This window comes from Pseudomonas sp. KH_046_2 (genome assembly GCF_057838985.1).
The window spans coordinates 947917-966846 of the sequence record NZ_CM174480.1; the positions used below are offsets into that span (position 1 = coordinate 947917).

20 protein-coding genes are annotated in these 18930 nt (G+C 60.2%); 9 read left to right on the forward strand and 11 right to left on the reverse strand.

Translation table 11 applies throughout. The annotated features are described in order from the left end of the window. Window positions 1-46: 46 nt before the first annotated feature. The 3 genes from AC3IX1_RS04235 (at window position 47) to tldD (ending at window position 6229) form a co-directional block, all read left to right on the forward strand. Window positions 47-3850: a YhdP family protein gene (locus tag AC3IX1_RS04235; RefSeq protein WP_489387242.1), complete on the forward strand. Its 3804-nt coding sequence runs from the start codon at window positions 47-49 to the stop codon at window positions 3848-3850. Window positions 3851-3919: 69 nt separating this feature from the next. Next, window positions 3920-4774 carry a carbon-nitrogen hydrolase family protein gene (locus AC3IX1_RS04240; RefSeq protein WP_489387243.1) on the forward strand — a complete coding sequence of 285 codons (855 nt, stop codon included), beginning with the start codon at window positions 3920-3922 and terminating at the stop codon, window positions 4772-4774. A 12-nt stretch (window positions 4775-4786) separates the two neighbouring features. Beyond that, window positions 4787-6229, forward strand: a complete 1443-nt coding sequence (gene tldD, locus AC3IX1_RS04245) for a metalloprotease TldD (RefSeq protein ID WP_489387244.1) — start codon at window positions 4787-4789, stop codon at window positions 6227-6229. 48 nt (window positions 6230-6277) lie between these two features. Here tldD and yjgA read toward each other — a convergent pair whose 3' ends face one another. Then, window positions 6278-6802, reverse strand: a complete 525-nt coding sequence (gene yjgA, locus AC3IX1_RS04250; RefSeq protein ID WP_008046139.1) for a ribosome biogenesis factor YjgA — start codon at window positions 6800-6802, stop codon at window positions 6278-6280. Between the two features lie 108 nt (window positions 6803-6910). Here yjgA and pmbA point away from each other — a divergent pair, with 108 nt between their 5' ends. Further along, the gene (pmbA, locus tag AC3IX1_RS04255) at window positions 6911-8257 is read left to right on the forward strand and encodes a metalloprotease PmbA (RefSeq protein WP_489387245.1); all 1347 of its coding nucleotides are present in this window, start codon (window positions 6911-6913) and stop codon (window positions 8255-8257) included. Window positions 8258-8466: 209 nt separating this feature from the next. Here the strand turns inward: pmbA and AC3IX1_RS04260 are convergent, their stop codons facing one another. The 10 genes from AC3IX1_RS04260 to AC3IX1_RS04305 all read right to left on the reverse strand — a co-directional run bounded on the left by AC3IX1_RS04260 (window position 8467) and on the right by AC3IX1_RS04305 (window position 15553). Continuing rightward, window positions 8467-8739 (reverse strand): HPr family phosphocarrier protein, encoded by a 273-nt coding sequence (locus tag AC3IX1_RS04260; protein WP_007970256.1) that lies wholly within the window; start codon window positions 8737-8739, stop codon window positions 8467-8469. A gap of 15 nt (window positions 8740-8754) precedes the next feature. After that, entirely contained in the window at window positions 8755-9612 is an 858-nt protein-coding gene (rapZ, locus tag AC3IX1_RS04265; RefSeq protein WP_489387246.1) for an RNase adapter RapZ, read from the reverse strand. A gap of 2 nt (window positions 9613-9614) precedes the next feature. Continuing rightward, window positions 9615-10079 (reverse strand): PTS IIA-like nitrogen regulatory protein PtsN, encoded by a 465-nt coding sequence (ptsN, locus tag AC3IX1_RS04270; protein ID WP_489387247.1) that lies wholly within the window; start codon window positions 10077-10079, stop codon window positions 9615-9617. A 12-nt stretch (window positions 10080-10091) separates the two neighbouring features. Continuing rightward, a complete protein-coding gene (hpf, locus tag AC3IX1_RS04275; RefSeq protein WP_007941242.1) occupies window positions 10092-10400 on the reverse strand; it encodes a ribosome hibernation-promoting factor, HPF/YfiA family in 309 nt (102 codons plus the stop codon). Between the two features lie 74 nt (window positions 10401-10474). Then, complete coding sequence (locus AC3IX1_RS04280) at window positions 10475-11968, reverse strand: RNA polymerase factor sigma-54 (RefSeq protein ID WP_015093497.1); 1494 nt, start codon at window positions 11966-11968, stop codon at window positions 10475-10477. A 246-nt stretch (window positions 11969-12214) separates the two neighbouring features. Beyond that, complete coding sequence (gene lptB / locus AC3IX1_RS04285) at window positions 12215-12940, reverse strand: LPS export ABC transporter ATP-binding protein (RefSeq protein ID WP_489387248.1); 726 nt, start codon at window positions 12938-12940, stop codon at window positions 12215-12217. Beyond that, window positions 12940-13488: a lipopolysaccharide transport periplasmic protein LptA gene (gene lptA, locus AC3IX1_RS04290; RefSeq protein WP_489318361.1), complete on the reverse strand. Its 549-nt coding sequence runs from the start codon at window positions 13486-13488 to the stop codon at window positions 12940-12942. The genes lptB and lptA overlap by 1 nt, the downstream gene beginning before the upstream one ends. Continuing rightward, window positions 13475-14047, reverse strand: a complete 573-nt coding sequence (gene lptC / locus AC3IX1_RS04295; RefSeq protein WP_489387249.1) for an LPS export ABC transporter periplasmic protein LptC — start codon at window positions 14045-14047, stop codon at window positions 13475-13477. Before lptC ends, lptA begins: the two co-directional genes overlap by 14 nt. 7 nt (window positions 14048-14054) lie before the next feature. Continuing rightward, window positions 14055-14579, reverse strand: coding sequence for a KdsC family phosphatase (locus AC3IX1_RS04300; protein ID WP_489387250.1), 525 nt, complete (start codon window positions 14577-14579; stop codon window positions 14055-14057). Then, window positions 14579-15553, reverse strand: coding sequence for a KpsF/GutQ family sugar-phosphate isomerase (locus AC3IX1_RS04305; RefSeq protein WP_489387251.1), 975 nt, complete (start codon window positions 15551-15553; stop codon window positions 14579-14581). The genes AC3IX1_RS04300 and AC3IX1_RS04305 overlap by 1 nt, the downstream gene beginning before the upstream one ends. Before the next feature lie 275 nt (window positions 15554-15828). Here AC3IX1_RS04305 and AC3IX1_RS04310 point away from each other — a divergent pair, with 275 nt between their 5' ends. The 5 genes from AC3IX1_RS04310 to AC3IX1_RS04330 are packed head-to-tail and all read left to right on the forward strand — an operon-like array spanning window position 15829 to window position 18869. Next, complete coding sequence (locus tag AC3IX1_RS04310) at window positions 15829-16638, forward strand: ATP-binding cassette domain-containing protein (protein ID WP_007986707.1); 810 nt, start codon at window positions 15829-15831, stop codon at window positions 16636-16638. Further along, window positions 16638-17435, forward strand: a complete 798-nt coding sequence (gene mlaE / locus AC3IX1_RS04315; RefSeq protein WP_489387252.1) for a lipid asymmetry maintenance ABC transporter permease subunit MlaE — start codon at window positions 16638-16640, stop codon at window positions 17433-17435. Before AC3IX1_RS04310 ends, mlaE begins: the two co-directional genes overlap by 1 nt. Beyond that, window positions 17435-17902: an outer membrane lipid asymmetry maintenance protein MlaD gene (gene mlaD / locus AC3IX1_RS04320; protein WP_007970271.1), complete on the forward strand. Its 468-nt coding sequence runs from the start codon at window positions 17435-17437 to the stop codon at window positions 17900-17902. Before mlaE ends, mlaD begins: the two co-directional genes overlap by 1 nt. Before the next feature lie 11 nt (window positions 17903-17913). Continuing rightward, entirely contained in the window at window positions 17914-18567 is a 654-nt protein-coding gene (locus AC3IX1_RS04325) for an MlaC/ttg2D family ABC transporter substrate-binding protein (protein WP_489387253.1), read from the forward strand. After that, entirely contained in the window at window positions 18564-18869 is a 306-nt protein-coding gene (locus tag AC3IX1_RS04330; RefSeq protein ID WP_489387254.1) for an STAS domain-containing protein, read from the forward strand. The genes AC3IX1_RS04325 and AC3IX1_RS04330 overlap by 4 nt, the downstream gene beginning before the upstream one ends. Window positions 18870-18930: the final 61 nt, after the last annotated feature.

Consider the following 18930-nt stretch of genomic DNA (forward strand, 5'->3'; position numbering starts at 1 on the left):
CTGGCCTCAGCTTTTTGCAAAACTTTTGCCATGGGAGCCACCTGACATGGATCGTCTGACACGCATTTTGGCCGCACTGACCCGCTGGGGTCTGGGCCTGTGCGCGTTGGTTTTGGTGTTGATGGCGCTCTATGTCAGCCTTGGCCGGGAGCTGACTCCGTTAGTCGCCGAGTACCGTGCCGACATCGAAACCAAAGCCAGCGATGCCTTGGGCATGCCGTTGCAGATCGGCGAGCTCGAAGGCAACTGGAGTGGATTCGCCCCCATATTGATGGCCCGCGACGTGACGGTCGGCGAGGGCGCCAATGCCTTGCGCCTGGATCAGGTGCGCGCGGTACCGGACCTTTGGGCCAGCCTGTTGGCTCGTCAGGTACGCATCGCTCATCTGGAATTCAGTGGCCTGAAGATCAACCTCAAGCAAGCTGAGGACGGTCAGTGGGCGCTGGAAGGTTTGCCGGTGCGGCAGGACCAGCCCGCCGATCCGGAGCAACTGCTCAATCAGATGCAGCTGCTCCAGCAACTGTCGGTGCTCGACAGCCAGGTGACCTTGCAGCCATTTGGCGAATCACCGCTGACCCTGACTTATGTCGGTCTGAATCTGAAAATCGGGGCGTCGCGGCAGCGGCTCGACGCACGGCTGACCCTGCCTGACGGGCAACCGGTAGCCATGAGTCTGCGTACTCGTATTCGAGCCAGCGAATGGAAGGACGGTGAAGCCGAGGTCTACCTGAGCCTGCCGCAAAGCGACTGGTCGAAGTGGTTGCCTGAAAGTCTGACCCAACAGTGGAATTTTTCCGAAATCAAGGCCGGCGGCGAGCTGTGGGTGACCTGGGGTAAAGGCACCTTGCAAAGCGCTGCGGTGCGCTTGAACGCGCCACAACTCAAGGGTGCCTACACCGAGCGCAAGCCGATCCAGATCAACAACCTGGCGCTCAATGGATACTTCCAGCGCAGTGCCGAAGGCGCGACAGTGACTCTGGATTCCCTGGCGATGAACCTCGGCGAAACCCGCTGGGAAACGCATTTGCAGCTCACGCAACGCGCCGCGACTGATAAAACCGAAGAGCTCTGGCACCTGCAAGCCGACCGGGTTGATCTCACTCCGCTGACCCCGCTGCTCAACGCGCTGGCGCCGTTGCCAGAAGGTTTAGCCACGGTCGTCGAGCGGCTCAAGGTCACGGGTGGCCTGCGCGACGTGCTGGTCGACTTCCGCCCCAATGCCACTGACGACAGCAAGTTCGGCTTTGCCGCCAACCTCGACCAGGTAGGCTTCGATGCTTATCACGGTGCGCCGGCGGCCCGAAATGTCAGCGGCAGCATCAGCGGTGACCTGGGGCAAGGCGAGCTGCGCATGGACAGTAAGGATTTCATGCTGCACCTGGACCCGATTTTCGCCAAGCCGTGGCAGTACATTCAGGCCAATGCGCGGCTGACCTGGAAACTCGATAAAGAAAGTTTCACCCTGATCGCGCCGTATCTGAAAGTGCTGGGCGAGGAAGGCAAGATCGCCGGCGACTTCCTGATTCGCCTGCATTTCGATCACACACAGGAAGACTACATGGACCTGCGGGTCGGCCTGGTGGACGGCGATGGTCGCTATACCGCCAAGTACTTGCCGACAGTCCTCAGCCCGGCGCTGGACGAATGGCTGCGCACGGCGATACTCAAGGGCGCGGTGGATCAAGGCTTCTTCCAGTATCAAGGTTCGCTCAACCACGGTGCCGCGGACGTCGATCGCAGCATCAGCCTGTATTTCAAGGTTCACGATGCCGAACTGGCTTTCCAGCCGGGCTGGCCCCATGTCAGCAAGGTCAGCGGCGATGTGTTTGTCGAAGACAGCGGCGTGCGGATTCTGGCCAGCAAGGGCCAATTGCTCGACACCCAGGTCAACGATATCTACGTCAACATTCCCCATGTGCCGGACGGGCAGAACGTTCATTTGTTCCTCGATGGCGGATTTGCCGGTGGTTTGGGCGATGGCCTGAAAATCCTCCAGGAAGCACCGATCGGCACCGGGGCAACCTTTGCCGGCTGGGAAGGCGAGGGTGACCTGCAAGGCAAGTTGAAGCTGGATATTCCCCTGGCAAAAGGCGAGGAGCCGAAGATCCTCGTCGATTTCAAGACCGCCAAGGCACGCTTGAAACTGGTCGATCCTGTGCTGGAACTGACCCAGCTAAAAGGTGATTTCCGTTTCGACAGCGGCAAAGGCTTGAGCGGGCAGAACATCCGCGCACGGGCATTCGAAAAGCCGGTCACTGCACAGATTTTTGCCGATGGCAGCCCGGGTAAACTCAATACCCGGGTGACCGCGTCGGGCCAGGTCGAGGTCAAGAAACTGACCGACTGGCTGAAGGTGACCCAGCCTCTGCCGGTGAGCGGCGTGATCCCGTATCAACTGCAACTGACCCTGGACGGTGCAGACAGCCAGTTGATGGTCAATTCCAGCCTCAGGGGCGTGGCCGTCGATTTGCCTGCACCGTTCGGCATCACCTCCGAGGCTGGACGCGACACGACGTTCCGCATGACCTTGCAGGGCGACGAGCGGCGCTATTGGCTCAACTACGGGGACCTGGCGAGTTTCACGTTCGCGGCACCGGCCAGCAATTTCGCCGATGGTCGCGGGGAATTGTCCCTCGGTGGCGGCGACGCCGTGTTGCCTGGCGCCAAAGGCCTGCGGATACGGGGCGTGCTGTCGGAACTGGACGTTGGCCCGTGGAAGGATCTGGTGGACAGATACGCCGGGCAAGACCCCGGCGGTAGCGCCAGGCAATTGCTCAGCGGCGCGGATTTCCAGGTCGGCAAGCTCAGCGGTATTGGCACCACCCTCGATCAGGCTTCGATCCAGCTGGCGCGCAAGCCTTCCGCCTGGGCGCTGCAACTCGACAGCCAGCAGATCAAGGGCAGTGCCAACCTTCCCGATTCGAAGGCCACGCCAATCACGATCAATCTGCAAACCGTGCGCCTGCCCGCGCCGGACCCGACCGTGCTGGCCGATGAAAACTCGCCGGATCCGCTGGCGTCAGTGGACCCGACGAAAATCCCCGCGATGGATATCACCATCAATCAGCTATTCCAGGGGCAGGATCTGGTGGGGGGCTGGTCGCTGAAGATTCGTCCGACGCCCAAGGGCATCGTGTTCAACTCGCTGGATCTGGGCCTCAAGGGCATGCTGTTGGTGGGCAGCGGTGGCTGGGAAGGCGTGCCTGGCGCCAGCAACAGCTGGTACAAGGGCCGTATCAGCGGCAAGAACGTGGCCGATGTGCTCAAGGGCTGGGGTTTTGCGCCGAGCGTCACCAGCCAGGACTTTTATATGGACGTTGATGGCCGCTGGCCCGGCTCGCCGGCCTGGGTGGCGACCAAACGTTTCTCCGGTACGCTCGATGCGACGCTCAATCAGGGCCAGTTCGTCGAGGTCGAGGGCAGTGCCCAGGCGCTGCGGGTGTTTGGATTGCTCAACTTCAACTCCATCGGCCGGCGCCTGCGCCTGGATTTCTCCGACCTGTTCGGCAAGGGCCTGAGTTATGACCGGGTCAAGGGACTGCTGGTCGGGACGAATGGTGTGTATGTCACCCGTGAGCCGATCCAGCTGACAGGCCCGTCGAGCACCATTGAACTCAACGGTACCTTGAACATGGTAGCCGATCAGATTGATGCGAAATTGATGGTGACCTTACCGCTGACCAATAACTTGCCGATTGCCGCACTGATCGTCGGTGCACCCGCGGTCGGCGGGGCGCTGTTCCTGATCGACAAGCTGATCGGTGACCGGGTCGCCCGTTTCGCCAGTGTGAAGTACACCGTCAAAGGGTCGTGGAAAGAACCGAAGATTACCTTCGACAAGGCTTTTTGAGATCCTTTTGAAAAGGCGCTCGGCAAGTCTATGGAGTAGCATGGCCGCATACGATTCCAGGAGTGCGCCATGTCTGTAGCGGTGATTCAAATGGTCAGCCAGAGCGATGTGCTGGCCAACCTGGCCCAGGCCCGTCGACTGCTCGAGCAAGCGGCCGCCGGTGGCGCGAAACTGGCGGTATTGCCGGAAAACTTCGCCGCCATGGGCCGGCGCGACATTGCCGACATCGGGCGCGCCGAAGCGCTGGGCGAAGGCCCGATCCTGCCGTGGTTGAAACAGACCGCACGCGACCTCAAGTTATGGATTGTGGCCGGCACGTTGCCGTTGCCGCCGGTGGATCAACCGGCGGCCAAGGTGCATGCCTGTTCGTTGCTGGTCGATGATCAGGGCGAAACGGTGGCGCGCTACGACAAACTGCATCTGTTCGACGTCGACGTGGCGGACAATCGCGGCCGTTATCGTGAATCCGATGACTATGCTTATGGCAGTGGGGTCGTGGTGGCGGACACACCGGTTGGGCGGGTTGGCCTGACGGTCTGCTATGACCTGCGCTTTCCGGAGCTGTACAGCGAATTGCGCGCAGCCGGCGCGGAGCTGATTACCGCACCATCGGCGTTCACCGCTGTAACCGGCGCGGCGCATTGGGATGTGCTGATTCGCGCACGGGCCATCGAGACACAATGTTATGTGCTCGCGGCCGCCCAGGGTGGGACGCATCCGGGGCCGCGGGAAACCTTTGGGCATGCCGCCATCATCGACCCGTGGGGCCGTGTGCTGGCGCAACAGGATCAAGGCGAGGCCGTGCTGCTGGCCGAACGCGACAGCAGCGAACAGGCGTCCATCCGGGCGCGGATGCCGGTGTCCAGTCACCGGCGCTTTTTCTCGCAGGGCGCCCAGCGACCTGCATCAGAACGACGAATTTAAGGCGTAAAGCATATGAGCGAGTTGTTGTCCTCAGTCAGTGAACACCTGCTGGCGCCCGGTGGCGTCACGATCGAGAGCCTGCAAGGCGTGCTCGGCGATCTGGCCGGGCCGGGCATCGATGCGGCCGACCTGTATTTCCAGGGGCAGATCTCCGAGTCCTGGGCGCTGGAAGACGGCATCGTCAAGGAAGGCAGCTTCAACCTTGACCAGGGTGTGGGCGTGCGTGCGCAATCGGGCGAAAAAACCGGTTTTGCCTACAGCAATGCCATCACCCTGGAAGCCCTTGGCACGGCGGCTCGGGCCGCCCGTTCGATCTCCCGCGCTGGCCAGAATGGCACCGTGCAGGCATTCACCAGCCAGGATGTCGCGCAGTTGTATGCGCCGGACAATCCCCTGGAAGTGCTGACCCGTGCGGAGAAAGTCGATCTGCTCAAGCGAGTCGACGCCGCGACCCGCGCCCTCGACCCGCGCATCCAGCAGGTCACCGTGAGCATGGCCGGTGTCTGGGAACGGATTCTGGTGGCTTCCACTGACGGCGGTCTGGCGGCGGATGTGCGCCCGCTGGTGCGTTTCAACGTCAGCGTGATCGTCGAGCAGAACGGCCGCCGCGAGCGCGGTGGTCATGGTGGTGGCGGGCGGACCGATTACCGTTATTTCCTCGGCGAAGACCGCGCCATGGGCTATGCCCGTGAAGCGTTGCGTCAGGCGCTGGTCAACCTCGAAGCCATTCCGGCACCGGCCGGTACCTTGCCGGTGGTGCTCGGTTCCGGCTGGTCGGGCGTGCTGCTGCACGAAGCCGTCGGTCATGGTCTGGAAGGCGATTTCAACCGCAAGGGCAGTTCGGCTTATAGCGGGCGCATGGGCGAGATGGTTGCATCGAAGCTGTGCACCATTGTCGATGACGGCACCCTGGCCGGCCGCCGTGGCTCATTGAGCGTCGACGACGAAGGCACACCGACCGAGTGCACCACGCTGATCGAAAACGGCGTACTCAAAGGCTACATGCAGGACAAGCTCAATGCCCGCCTGATGGGCGTGGCACGCACCGGTAACGGCCGTCGCGAATCCTACGCGCACCTGCCGATGCCGCGCATGACCAACACCTACATGCTTGCCGGCGAAAGCGATCCGGCGGAAATCATCGCCTCGGTGAAGCGCGGCATCTACTGCGCCAACCTGGGTGGCGGTCAGGTGGACATCACCAGCGGCAAGTTCGTGTTCTCCACCAGCGAGGCGTACCTGATCGAGGACGGCAAGATCACCGCTCCGGTCAAGGGCGCGACCCTGATCGGCAACGGGCCGGAAGCCATGAGCAAGGTGTCGATGGTCGGTAATGATCTGGCGCTGGACAGCGGCGTGGGCACGTGTGGCAAGGATGGGCAGTCGGTGCCGGTGGGTGTCGGCCAGCCAACGCTGAAGATTGATGCGATCACCGTGGGTGGCACGGGTTCGTAAGAGGTGAGGCTGCGGGTGAGCTGCGAGGCAGCTCACCCGATTCGAGAATTAACGCAGACCGCGTTGAGTCTCGTCCAGCTCACGGATGTACTTGAAGATTTTACGGCTGGAAGCAGGAGGCTTGTTTTGCGCAAGCTCATGCTGGGCCTGACGGATCAGGGAACGCAATTGCTGGCGGTCCGCGTCCGGGTAGTCGACGACGAATTTTTCCAGAACGGCATCGTCGCCGGCGATCAGACGATCGCGCCAGCGTTCCAGGTTATGGAAGCGTTCGTTGTATTGACGGGTGGAGGCATCGAGTTGATCGAGCAGAACCAGAATGGCGGCAGTGTCCTGATCGCGCATCAGTTTGCCGATGAACTGAAGGTGCCGTTTACGCGCGATGTTCGCGGTGTGCTTGGGCGCATCGGCCAGAGCCCGACGCATTCCGTCGGTCAAGGGCAGTTTTGCCAGCAAGTCAGGCTTGAGTGTTGTAAGGCGCTCGCCAAGGTCAACCAGAGCATGCAGCTCGCGTTTGACCTGGGATTTGCTTTTTTCTCCCGTATCGAGGGAGTCGTCGTAAGAATCAACCATGGTGGCCGTCCGCAAAGAAACGCCGCCATGATAACCAGTCGGGGGCCGCTTGTCCGGCCCGGTCGCTCGATGACCGTCACCGAAAGCAGAATTTGAGTGGAGAACAGCATGAGTGCAGTTGAAAGCGTCGGCCCACAAGCGTTGCCGGCACTGCAGGAACAAGTCGAGCAGATCATCGCTGAAGCCAGGCGCCAGGGGGCCAGCGCCTGTGAAGTGGCGGTGTCGCTGGAGCAGGGTTTGTCGACTTCGGTGCGCCAGCGTGAGGTCGAAACCGTTGAGTTCAACCGCGACCAGGGTTTTGGCATCACCTTGTACGTGGGGCAGCGCAAAGGCTCGGCCAGCACTTCGGCCAGCGGTCCTGATGCGATTCGCGAAACCGTCGCCGCTGCACTGGCAATCGCCAAGCACACTTCGGAAGACGAAGCCTCGGGCCTGGCGGATGCCGCGCTGATGGCGCGGGAAATCCAGGACTTCGACCTGTTCCACCAATGGGACATCACTCCGGAGCAAGCCATCGAGCAGGCCCTGGCCTGCGAAGCCGCGGCGTTTGCCGCCGACAGCCGGATCAAGAACGCCGACGGCACCACCCTCAGCACCCATCAGGGCTGCCGCGTTTATGGCAATAGCCACGGGTTTATCGGCGGTTACGCATCGACTCGTCACAGCTTGAGCTGCGTGATGATCGCCGAAGCGGACGGCCAGATGCAGCGCGATTACTGGTACGACGTGAACCGCCAGGGCAATCTGCTGGCCGATCCGGTCAGTATCGGCCAACGTGCCGCGCAACGGGCGGCGAGCCGCCTGGGCGCGCGTCCGGTGCCCACTTGCGAGGTGCCGGTGCTGTTTTCCGCAGAGTTGGCCGGGGGGCTGTTCGGCAGTTTCCTGTCGGCGATTTCCGGCGGCAGCCTGTATCGCAAGTCGTCCTTCCTTGAAGGCACTCTCGGGCAGAAGCTATTTCCGGAGTGGCTGACCATCGACGAGCGTCCGCATCTGATGCGTGCCATGGGCAGCGCAGCGTTCGACGGTGATGGTTTGGCAACCTACGCCAAACCGTTCGTCGAAAAGGGTGAGTTGGTGTCGTACATCCTCGGTACCTATTCCGGCCGCAAGCTCGGCATGCCGAGCACGGCCAACGCCGGCGGCGTGCACAACCTGTTCGTCACCCATGGCGACGAAGACCAGGCCGCCTTGCTGCGGCGCATGGGGCGTGGCTTGCTGGTGACTGAATTGATGGGGCAGGGCCTCAACATGGTGACCGGCGATTACTCCCGTGGTGCAGCGGGTTACTGGGTCGAGAACGGTGAAATCCAGTTCGCGGTGCAGGAAGTGACCATCGCCGGCAACATGCGCGACATGTTCAAACAGATCGTTGCCGTGGGTAATGATCTGGAGTTGCGCAGCAACATTCGCACAGGTTCCGTGCTGATCGAGCGGATGACAGTGGCAGGCAGCTAAGCCTCGACCGTTTCGCCAGAAGGCGCGCCACCCATTGGGTGACGCGCCTTTTTTATTGGCTACGCGGCAAACCCCTGTAGGAGCGAGCCTGCTCGCGAAGCGGAATGTCAGGCGACATTGAAGTTGAAAGTGATGACGCCATCGTCGGAACGCCGCCCGGAGCCGGCTCGCTCCTACAATGGCTGGGTCTATCTACTTTTCTGTAGCTGTTATTCGCCTTCGTCGAAGAAGTTGTTGATCAGCGCCACCAACGCATCCAGCGCTTCCTGTTCCTGTTCGCCTTCCGTGCTCAAGTGGATCGTGGTGCCTTTGCCGGCGGCCAGCATCATCATTGCCATGATGCTTTTGCCATCGACCATGGACTCTGGTGTACGACCGGCCCGGATCTGGCACGGGAACTGGCCCGCCACCCCAACGAATTTTGCAGAAGCGCGAGCGTGCAGGCCCAGTTTATTGATGATTTCGATTTCCAGAGCAGGCATCGCGATGTGAATCCTTTAGCTGAGGTCGCGGTGGCGGACCTGGACGTTCTTCAGGGATTGTTGCAGCGTCTGCCCCAGACGCTCGGTCAGGTAGACGGAACGGTGATGTCCGCCAGTGCAGCCAATGGCAATGGTGACGTAGGCGCGGTTGCTGGCGGCAAAACGAGGCAGCCACTTTAGCAGGTATGTGGAAATGTCCTGGAACATCTCTTCGACATCCGGCTGTGCCGCCAGGTATTCGGCAACCGGTTGATCGAGCCCGGACTGCTCGCGCAATTCCGGTTTCCAGTAAGGGTTGGGCAGGCAGCGCACATCGAACACCAGGTCGGCGTCCACCGGCATGCCGCGCTTGAACCCGAAGGACTCCACCAGGAATGCAGTCCCCGGCTCGGGCTGATTCAACAGGCGCAGTTTGATGGCATCGCGCAGTTGATACAGGTTCAGGCTGGTGGTGTTGATCTTGAGATCGGCAAGGTCGGCAATCGGCCCGAGCAGGACGCTTTCGACGTTGATGGCTTCGGCCAGCGAGCGGTTGGCGTTGCTTAGGGGGTGGCGTCGGCGGGTTTCCGAGAAACGCTTGAGCAGGGTTTCTTCGTCGGCGTCCAGGTACAGCACATCGCACTGGATGTGGCGGGCACGGACTTCCTCGAGCAGGTCGGGGAAGCGTGACAGGTGGCTGGGCAGGTTACGCGCGTCAATGGAAACGGCGACCAGCGGCTGCAGCATCTCGGTATGAACCAGGGCGCGCTCGGCCAACTCCGGCAGCAGACCGGCGGGCAGGTTGTCGATGCAGTAGTAGCCGTTGTCCTCAAGAACGTCGAGGGCGGTACTTTTACCTGAGCCGGAACGGCCACTGACGATGATCAAGCGCATGATTACTGACCGTTTTGCTCGTCCAGGACAACCTGATACAGGGCTTCGTTGCTTGACGCACTACGCAGCTTTTCGCGAACTTCCTTGCGGTCGAGCATGCTGGCGATCTGTCGCAGCAGCTCAAGGTGCGCATCGGTGGCGGCTTCCGGGACCAGCAGCACGAACAGCAGGTCAACCGGCGCGCCATCGATGGCGTCGAAATCGATAGGGGCGTCCAGGTGCATCAATGCACTGATGGGCGAAACGCAGCCCTTGAGACGGCAATGTGGAATAGCGATGCCATTGCCAAACCCGGTGGAGCCGAGTTTTTCACGGGCGATCAGTGCCTCGAAGACATCTTGCATCTCCAGGGCCGGCACTTCGCGGGCGATCAGATTGGCAATTTGTTCGAGGGCTTTCTTTTTACTGCCTCCCGGCACGTTCACCAGGGAACGGCCGGGGGTCAGGATACTTTCAAGTCGGATCATGGGTAGGGAGTGTTAACGACCGGTTGCGCCCTGGAGGAGGCTCTGGGTCTTTTCCTTATGCTTTTTGAGTTGTTTATCCAGCTTGTCGGTGAGTGCGTCGATCGCGGCGTACATATCGGTATGTTCCGCGTTGGCGACCACTTCATTCCCGGGAATATGCAGCGTGGCTTCGATTTTCTGCTTCAGTTTTTCGACGGTCATCGTGACCTGCACATTAGTGATCTTGTCGAAATGTCGCTCCAATCGTTCGAGTTTTTCGCCGATGTAGGTGCGAAGAGGTTCGGTCACTTCCAGTTGGTGTCCACTGATGTTGACTTGCATACAGCTTCTCCTTCGTTGCCAGTGCATAAAGCGGTAGATCAGATGATCTACCACTGGAACGCTGTGGCGTGGCTCTACATCAACCGCTTGCGTTCGCTCGAAGGCGCGATCCCGAGGGATTCGCGGTACTTGGCGACGGTGCGGCGAGCCACCTGAATGCCTTGTGCCTCCAGTAAACCAGCGATCTTGCTGTCACTCAACGGCTTTTTCTGATTTTCCGCTGCAACCAGTTTTTTGATGATCGCGCGGATCGCCGTGGACGAGCATTCGCCGCCTTCGGAGGTGCTTACGTGACTGGAAAAAAAGTACTTCAGTTCATAAATGCCCCGGGGGGTGTGCATGAACTTCTGGGTGGTCACCCGTGAAATCGTCGACTCATGCATGCCGACCGCTTCGGCGATGTCATGCAGGACGAGCGGCTTCATGGCTTCGTCGCCGTACTCCAGAAAGCCGCGCTGATGCTCGACGATCTGGGTGGCAACCTTCATCAGGGTTTCATTGCGGCTTTGCAGGCTCTTGATGAACCAGCGGGCCTCCTGCAACTGATTGCGCATGAAGGTATTGTCGGCGCTGGTGTCGGCGCGGCGCACGAAACCGGCGTATTGGGCATTGACCCGCAGCCGTGGCACCGACTCTTGATTGAGCTCCACCAGCCAGCGCTCGTTGTCCTTGCGCACGATGACGTCAGGGACGACGTACTCGGCTTCGGTGGACTCGATCTGCGAGCCAGGGCGCGGGTTGAGGCTCTGGACCAATTCGATCACCTGGCGCAGCTCATCTTCCTTGAGCTTCATGCGACGCATCAGCTGGCTGTAGTCGCGGCTGCCCAGCAGATCGATGTAATCGGTGACCAATCGTTTGGCTTCGGCCAGCCAAGGCGTTTTGGCCGGCAACTGGCGCAATTGCAGGAGCAGGCATTCGCCGAGATTGCGAGCGCCGATGCCGGCAGGCTCGAATTGCTGGATGCGGTGCAGGACGGCTTCGATTTCATCCAGTTCGATGTCCAGTTCCGGGTCGAAGGCTTCGAGGATTTCCTCGAGCGTCTCGTCCAGATAGCCCTGATTGTTGATGCAGTCGATCAGGGTCACGGCGATCAGGCGATCGGTGTCGGACATCGGGGCCAGGTTCAGTTGCCACAGCAAGTGGCTCTGCAGGCTTTCGCCGGCCGAGGTGCGGGTGGTGAAGTCCCACTCGTCATCATCATTGCTGGGCAGGCTGCTGGCGCTGGTCTGGTACACGTCTTCCCAGGCGGTGTCGACGGGGAGTTCGTTGGGGATGCGCTCGTTCCAGTCACCCTCATCGAGGTTATCAACCGTCGGGGCGCTTTCCTGGTAGGAGGGCTCCTGGATGTCAGTGTTGGGCTTTTGTTCGGCGTTGTCGGCCAAGGGATCGGAATTGTCGAAGTCGTCGCCCTCTTCCTGGCGTTCGAGCATCGGATTGGACTCCAGGGCCTCCTGGATTTCCTGTTGCAGGTCCAGGGTCGACAATTGGAGCAGGCGGATGGCCTGTTGCAGCTGCGGTGTCATCGTCAGCTGCTGGCCCATTCTCAAGACTAGCGATGGTTTCATGGCAGGGGCTTAACACCTTATTCGCCGGCGCACATGCGCCATCCACTACAGGGCGCCGGGGCGCCAAACTTAAGCAAATTATATGCCTGAAACTAAAGGGTTTGCCTAGAGCGCTGTAACAATAAAAAACTATAAAGCTGTGTTGCTGCGCTGCCCTTGTCGAGGGCTGACCACGCTTGTCGGCACGAGGTGCTGGAGAGTGGGGCGGTCTGGTGCCCGGGCAACCGCCTGGGCACGGCTCAGCGCTTACAGGCGGAACTCATGGCCCAGATACACTTCCTTGACCAGGTCGTTGGCCAGGATGGTCTCTGCGTCGCCTTCGGCGATCAGTTGACCGTCATTGACGATATAGGCGGTTTCACAGATATCCAGGGTTTCACGAACGTTGTGGTCCGTGATCAGCACGCCAATGCCTTTGGCCTTGAGGTGGTGAATGATCTGCTTGATGTCGCCGACCGAAATCGGGTCCACGCCGGCGAAGGGTTCGTCGAGGAGGATGAATTTCGGGTTGGTGGCCAGGGCGCGGGCGATTTCCACGCGACGGCGCTCACCACCGGACAGGCTCATGCCCAGGTTGTCGCGGATGTGGCTGATGTGGAACTCCTGCAGCAGGCTTTCCAGCTCCTTGCGACGGCCGGCCTTGTCGAGTTCCTTGCGGGTCTCGAGGATGGCCATGATGTTGTCGGCCACCGTCAGCTTGCGAAAGATCGATGCTTCTTGCGGCAAGTAGCCGATACCGGCCTTTGCGCGGCCGTGCATCGGCTGGTGGCTGACGTCCAGGTCATCGATGAGGACGCGGCCCTGGTCGGCTTGCACCAGGCCGACGATCATGTAGAAACAGGTGGTCTTGCCGGCGCCGTTCGGGCCAAGCAGGCCGACGATCTGGCCGCTGTCGATGGACAGGCTGACATCACGCACGACCTGGCGGCTCTTGTAGCTCTTGGCCAGATGCTGAGCTTTCAGAGTTGCCATTACTGGGCCTTTTTCTCGTCGGTTTTCTTCTTCGGCTGGATCACCATGTCGATGCGCGGGCGCGACTCGGTGATCTTGCTGCCTGTGGCGCGACCGGCGCTGGCGAGCTTCTTGTCCGTGTCGTAGACAATTTTCTCGCCTTGGGTGACGTTGTTGTCCTTGTCGACAACCTTGGCCTTGTCGATCAGTACGACGCGATTTTGCGAGGCGTGATACTGGATCGTCACGCCCCAGCCCTGAACAGGCTTGGTATCGCCAGCCGTTTGCAATTGCTCGAAGTACGCCAGGTTGCCCACCGAGGTCACTACGTCAATGTCGCCAGTCGGGGTGCGGGTGATGGTAACGGTGTTGCCTGTCACCTTCATCGAGCCTTGGGTGATGATCACGTCGCCCTTATAGGTAGCAATACCTTGCTTGTCGTCCAGTTGGGCATCGTCGGCCTGAATGCGGATAGGCTGCTGTTGATCTTCCGGCAGAGCCCAGGCGCTCACGCTTCCCAGTGCTGCGCCCAGACTGAGCAAAATCGGGAGGGTTTTAACGAGCCTCATACTGTCCTCTTACGTTCGATAGCAGGTGTATCCTGCTCTCTTTCAAATACGCTTTCATTCCCTTGCCAGTCGATACACCGCCAGCGCCGTCGATTCTAACGTCTTGCTCGGTCTGCGCATATTGCTGCTGCGGGAACACGGTCATGCGGGTGCTGGTGATCAGGGTTCTACGGTTTTTCTCGTCGAAGCGCGTGATGCGCACGTCATCGATCAGTTCGACCTGTGTGCCGTCAGGGTTGACCTCGGCGCGCAGGCTCTGGACGTGCCACGGGAATTCAGTGCCGCGGAACACATTCAGGTCGGGGTTGGTCAGCAATGTCACTTCGGTCGCTTTCAGGTGTTCGACCTTGTCGGACACCAGATCATATTGCAGCTTGCCATCCGGCAGGTACTGCACGCTGTGGGCGTTGATGGCGTAATAGTCGATTGCGCTTTCATCGACGGACGTTACCGGCTTGTCGAGAAAGCGTTCCGGGCTGATGTTCCAGTAGCCAACCGCGGCGAATATCGCCGCGATGCAACTGTACATCAGGGTGTTGCGAAACTTTTTGCTCAGCATAATGGGCTCACAGGTACGCCGCATTGGCCGCGTCGAGACGGTCCTGGGCGCGCAGGATCAATTCGCAGAATTCGCGAGCGGCACCTTCGCCGCCACGGGCGAGGGTGATGCCGTGAGCGTGTTCACGCACGAAACTGGCGGCATTGGCTACCGCCATGCCCAGGCCTACGCGGCGAATCACCGGCAGGTCCGGCAGGTCGTCGCCGAGGTAGGCCACCTGTTCATAGCTCAGGTTGAGTTGGGCCAGTAGTTCGTCGAGTACCACCAGTTTATCCTCGCGACCCTGATAGAGGTGCGGGATGCCGAGGTTTTTGGCCCGCCGTTCGACCACCGGGGTCTTGCGGCCACTGATGATGGCGGTCTGCACGCCAGCGGCCATCAACATCTTGATGCCCTGGCCGTCGAGCGTGTTGAACGTCTTGAATTCGCTGCCGTCTTCGAGGAAGTACAGGCGCCCATCGGTCAGTACGCCGTCGACATCGAATACCGCCAGCTTGATCTGTTTGCCGCGATGCAGCAGGTCCGCACTCATTACATTACTCCCGCACGCAGCAAGTCGTGCATGTTCAAGGCGCCGACCGGGCGGTCTTCACGGTCGACCACGACCAGCGCGTTGATTTTATGATCTTCCATGATTTTCAGCGCTTCGGCGGCGAGCATCTCGGCGCGGGCAGTCTTGCCGTGTGCAGTCATGACCTGGTCGATGGTAGCGCTGTGGATGTCGATGCTACGGTCCAGCGTGCGACGCAAGTCACCGTCGGTAAAGATCCCGGCCAGCTTTCCATCGGCTTCCAGGATCACGGTCATGCCCAGGCCTTTGCGGGTCATTTCCATTAGCGCGTCCTTCAGCAGGGTGCCGCGCTGTACTTGCGGCAACTCCTGCCCGGCGTGCATGACGTTTTCCACTTTCAGCAGCAGGCGTCGGCCCAGGGCGCCGCCGGGATGGGAAAAGGCGAAGTCTTCGGCGGTAAAACCGCGGGCTTCCAGCAGCGCGACGGCCAGGGCGTCGCCCATGACCAGGGCGGCGGTGGTCGATGAAGTGGGTGCCAGGTTCAACGGGCAGGCTTCGTGTTCGACGTGAACATTCAGGTTGACCTCGGCGGCCTTGGCCAGCGGCGAGTCAGGGTTGCCGGTCATGCTGATCAACTGAATGCCCAGGCGCTTGATCAGTGGCAGCAGGGTCACGATTTCATTGGTGGAGCCGGAATTCGAGAGCGCCAGAATGATGTCGTCGCGGGTAATCATGCCCATGTCACCGTGGCTGGCTTCAGCCGGGTGCACAAAAAACGCCGTGGTGCCGGTGCTGGCCAGGGTCGCGGCAATCTTGTTGCCGATGTGCCCCGACTTGCCCATGCCGACCACGACCACGCGGCCTTTGCTGGCCAGAATCATCTCGCAAGCGCGTACGAAATCTGCGTCGATATGCGACAGCAAGCCGTTAACGGCTTCCACTTCGAGGCGGATGGTGCGTTGGGCGGATTGAATCAGGTCGCTGGATTGGCTCATGTCGGAAATCGTTTAGCCTGATGAAAAGGCGGCGATTATAGCGGTTATGATCGAATCCCTCACGCTAGTTCGTCGCGCATTGCCATCCAAGGTGCCGGAAACCTTCTAAACGGGGCTTTCAACCTGTCATTCAGTTGAACATGGCCTGGCTTTGGCCTTGGGCGCGCAGCCTTTGCAGTGATATAGTTCGACGCCAGTTCGGCCTGCCCGGGAGGTATGTGCTTTCGTCAGAAAGCCAGGCGTCCGAGTGAGAGGCTGCATCGCAAGGAGTTTAGATGAGTGCCGATAACGCCTACGCGGTCGAGCTGAAGGGACTGTCCTTCAAGCGCGGTGCGCGCAGCATTTTCAATAATGTCGATATCCGTATCCCGCGCGGCAAGGTCACCGGCATCATGGGGCCTTCCGGGTGTGGCAAGACCACGCTCTTGCGTCTGATGGGCGCCCAGTTGCGGCCCACCAAGGGCGAAGTCTGGGTCAACGGTCAGAACCTGCCAAAACTGTCGCGCAGCGACCTGTTCGATGCACGCAAGCATATGGGCGTGCTGTTTCAGAGCGGCGCACTGTTTACCGACCTCGATGTCTTCGAGAACGTCGCTTTTCCGCTGCGGGTTCACACGCAACTGCCGGATGAAATGATCCGCGACATCGTCCTGCTCAAGCTGCAGGCCGTGGGCTTGCGCGGCGCCATCGAACTGATGCCCGACGAGCTTTCCGGCGGCATGAAGCGCCGTGTCGCGCTGGCCCGGGCGATTGCGCTCGACCCGCAGATCCTCATGTACGACGAGCCCTTTGTCGGTCAGGACCCCATCGCAATGGGTGTTCTGGTGCGCCTCATTCGTCTTCTCAACGATGCGCTGGGCATCACCAGCATCGTGGTATCCCACGACTTGGCCGAGACCGCGAGCATTGCCGATTACATTTATGTGGTGGGCGATGGTCAGGTGTTGGGGCAGGGTACGCCGGACGAGTTGATGAACTCGGATGAACCGCGCATTCGCCAGTTCATGACCGGTGAGCCCGACGGCCCGGTTCCGTACCACTTTCCAGCGACGGATTACCGCGCAGATCTTCTGGGGAAGCGCTGATGCGCAGAATTTCATTGATAGAACGCGTTCGCCGCTTCGGCCAGGCCGGCATCGATGTGTTGGCAGTGTTCGGGCGTTCGAGCTTGTTCCTGTTCCATGCCTTGCTTGGTCGGGGCGGCATCGGTGGCGGGTTCGGGCTGCTGGTCAAGCAGTTGCATTCGGTGGGCGTGATGTCCCTGGTGATCATCGTGGTCTCCGGGGTGTTCATCGGCATGGTGCTGGCGCTGCAGGGCTTCAACATTCTTTCCAGCTATGGTTCAGAACAGGCCGTCGGGCAGATGGTGGCGCTGACGCTGCTGCGTGAGCTGGGGCCGGTGGTGACCGCCTTGCTGTTCGCCGGGCGCGCCGGCTCGGCGTTGACCGCCGAAATCGGCAACATGAAGTCCACCGAGCAGCTGTCGAGCCTGGAAATGATCGGGGTTGACCCGCTCAAGTACATCATCGCGCCACGCATGTGGGCCGGTTTCATTTCCCTGCCGGTGCTGGCGATGATTTTCAGCGTGGTGGGCATCTGGGGCGGCTCGTGGGTAGCGGTCGACTGGCTGGGGGTCTATGAAGGTTCCTACTGGTCGAACATGCAGAACAGCGTGACGTTCGCCGACGATGTGCTCAACGGGATCATCAAAAGTATCGTCTTTGCCTTTGTCGTGACCTGGATCGCCGTATTCCAAGGCTATGACTGCGAACCCACTTCCGAGGGGATCAGTCGTGCCACTACCAAGACCGTTGTGTATGCCTCGTTGGCAGTACTCGGCCTGGACTTTATTCTGACCGCCTTGATGTTTGGAGATTTCTGATGCAAAACCGCACCCTGGAAATCGGTGTCGGCCTTTTCTTGCTGGCTGGCATCCTGGCTTTGCTCTTGTTGGCGTTGCGGGTCAGCGGCCTGTCCCCGACTCCGAGCACCGACACCTATAAACTTTACGCCTACTTCGACAATATCGCCGGTTTGACTGTCAGAGCCAAGGTGACCATGGCCGGTGTGACCATCGGCAAGGTCACGGCCATCGATCTGGATCGCGACAGTTTTACCGGTCGGGTGACCATGCAGCTGGAAAAACGCATCGATAATCTGCCGGCGGACTCTACTGCATCTATCCTGACCGCTGGCCTGTTGGGCGAGAAGTACATCGGTATCAGCGTGGGCGGGGAAGACACCCTGCTCAAGGATGGTGGAACCATCCATGACACGCAGTCATCGCTGGTGCTCGAAGACCTGATCGGTAAATTCCTGCTCAATACCGTTAGCAAAGAAGCTAAATGAGGAACTGTTAAATGATCTCTACCTTGCGACGTGGCCTGTTGGTAATGCTCGCGGTGTTTCCATTGGTGTCCCATGCCGTAGCGGCGCCTTCGGCGCACGATCTGGTGCAGGACACAACCAACCGTATGCTCGCGGACCTGGCGGCAAACAAAGAGAAGTACAAGCAGGATCCGCAGGACTTCTACACGGCGCTGGACAACATCGTCGGGCCGGTTGTGGATGCCGAGGGTATTTCCAAGAGCATCATGACGGTCAAATACTCGAAGAAAGCTACGCCTGCGCAGATGAAGACCTTCGAAGAAAACTTCAAGAAGGGCCTGTTCCAGTTCTATGGTAATGCCTTGCTGGAGTACAACAACCAGGGCATCACCGTTGAACCGGCCAAAGACGAATCGGGCGACCGTACCAGCGTTGGCATGACGGTCAAGGGCAGCAGCGGCGCGATCTATCCAGTGTCCTATACGCTGGAAAAGATCAACGGCGAGTGGAAACTGCGTAACGTCATCATCAACGGCATCAATATCGGCAAGCTGTTCCGCGATCAGTTCGCCGATGCGATGCAGCGCAATGGCAACGACCTGGACAAGACCATCAATGGTTGGGCCGGGGAAGTTGCCAAGGCCAAGGACGCCACCGACAAGAAACCGGAGCAGTCAGCCCAATGAGTGAGTCGGCAGTCCTGATGGACGAAGCGGGCGAGTTACGACTCAGTGGCGTGCTGGATTACCGCACCGGCCCTGGCCTGCGCGAGCAGGGCAAGGCGCTGATCAAGGCCAGCAAGGCTGCAGCGCTGGTAGTCGATTGTTCGGCGGTGACCAAGTCCAGCAGTGTCGGTTTGTCGTTGTTGCTGTGCTTCATCCGCGATGCGCAGGCGGCCGGCAAGGCCCTGAGCATCCGCGGGATGCCGGATGACATGCGTGAAATTGCTCAGGTCAGCGAGCTGACCGAGCTGTTGGCGCATCCCTAACCCGCATCTATGAACAAGCCCCCCGTCCGAGTCCTGCTTGGCGGGGTTCGCAGGCGCGGGG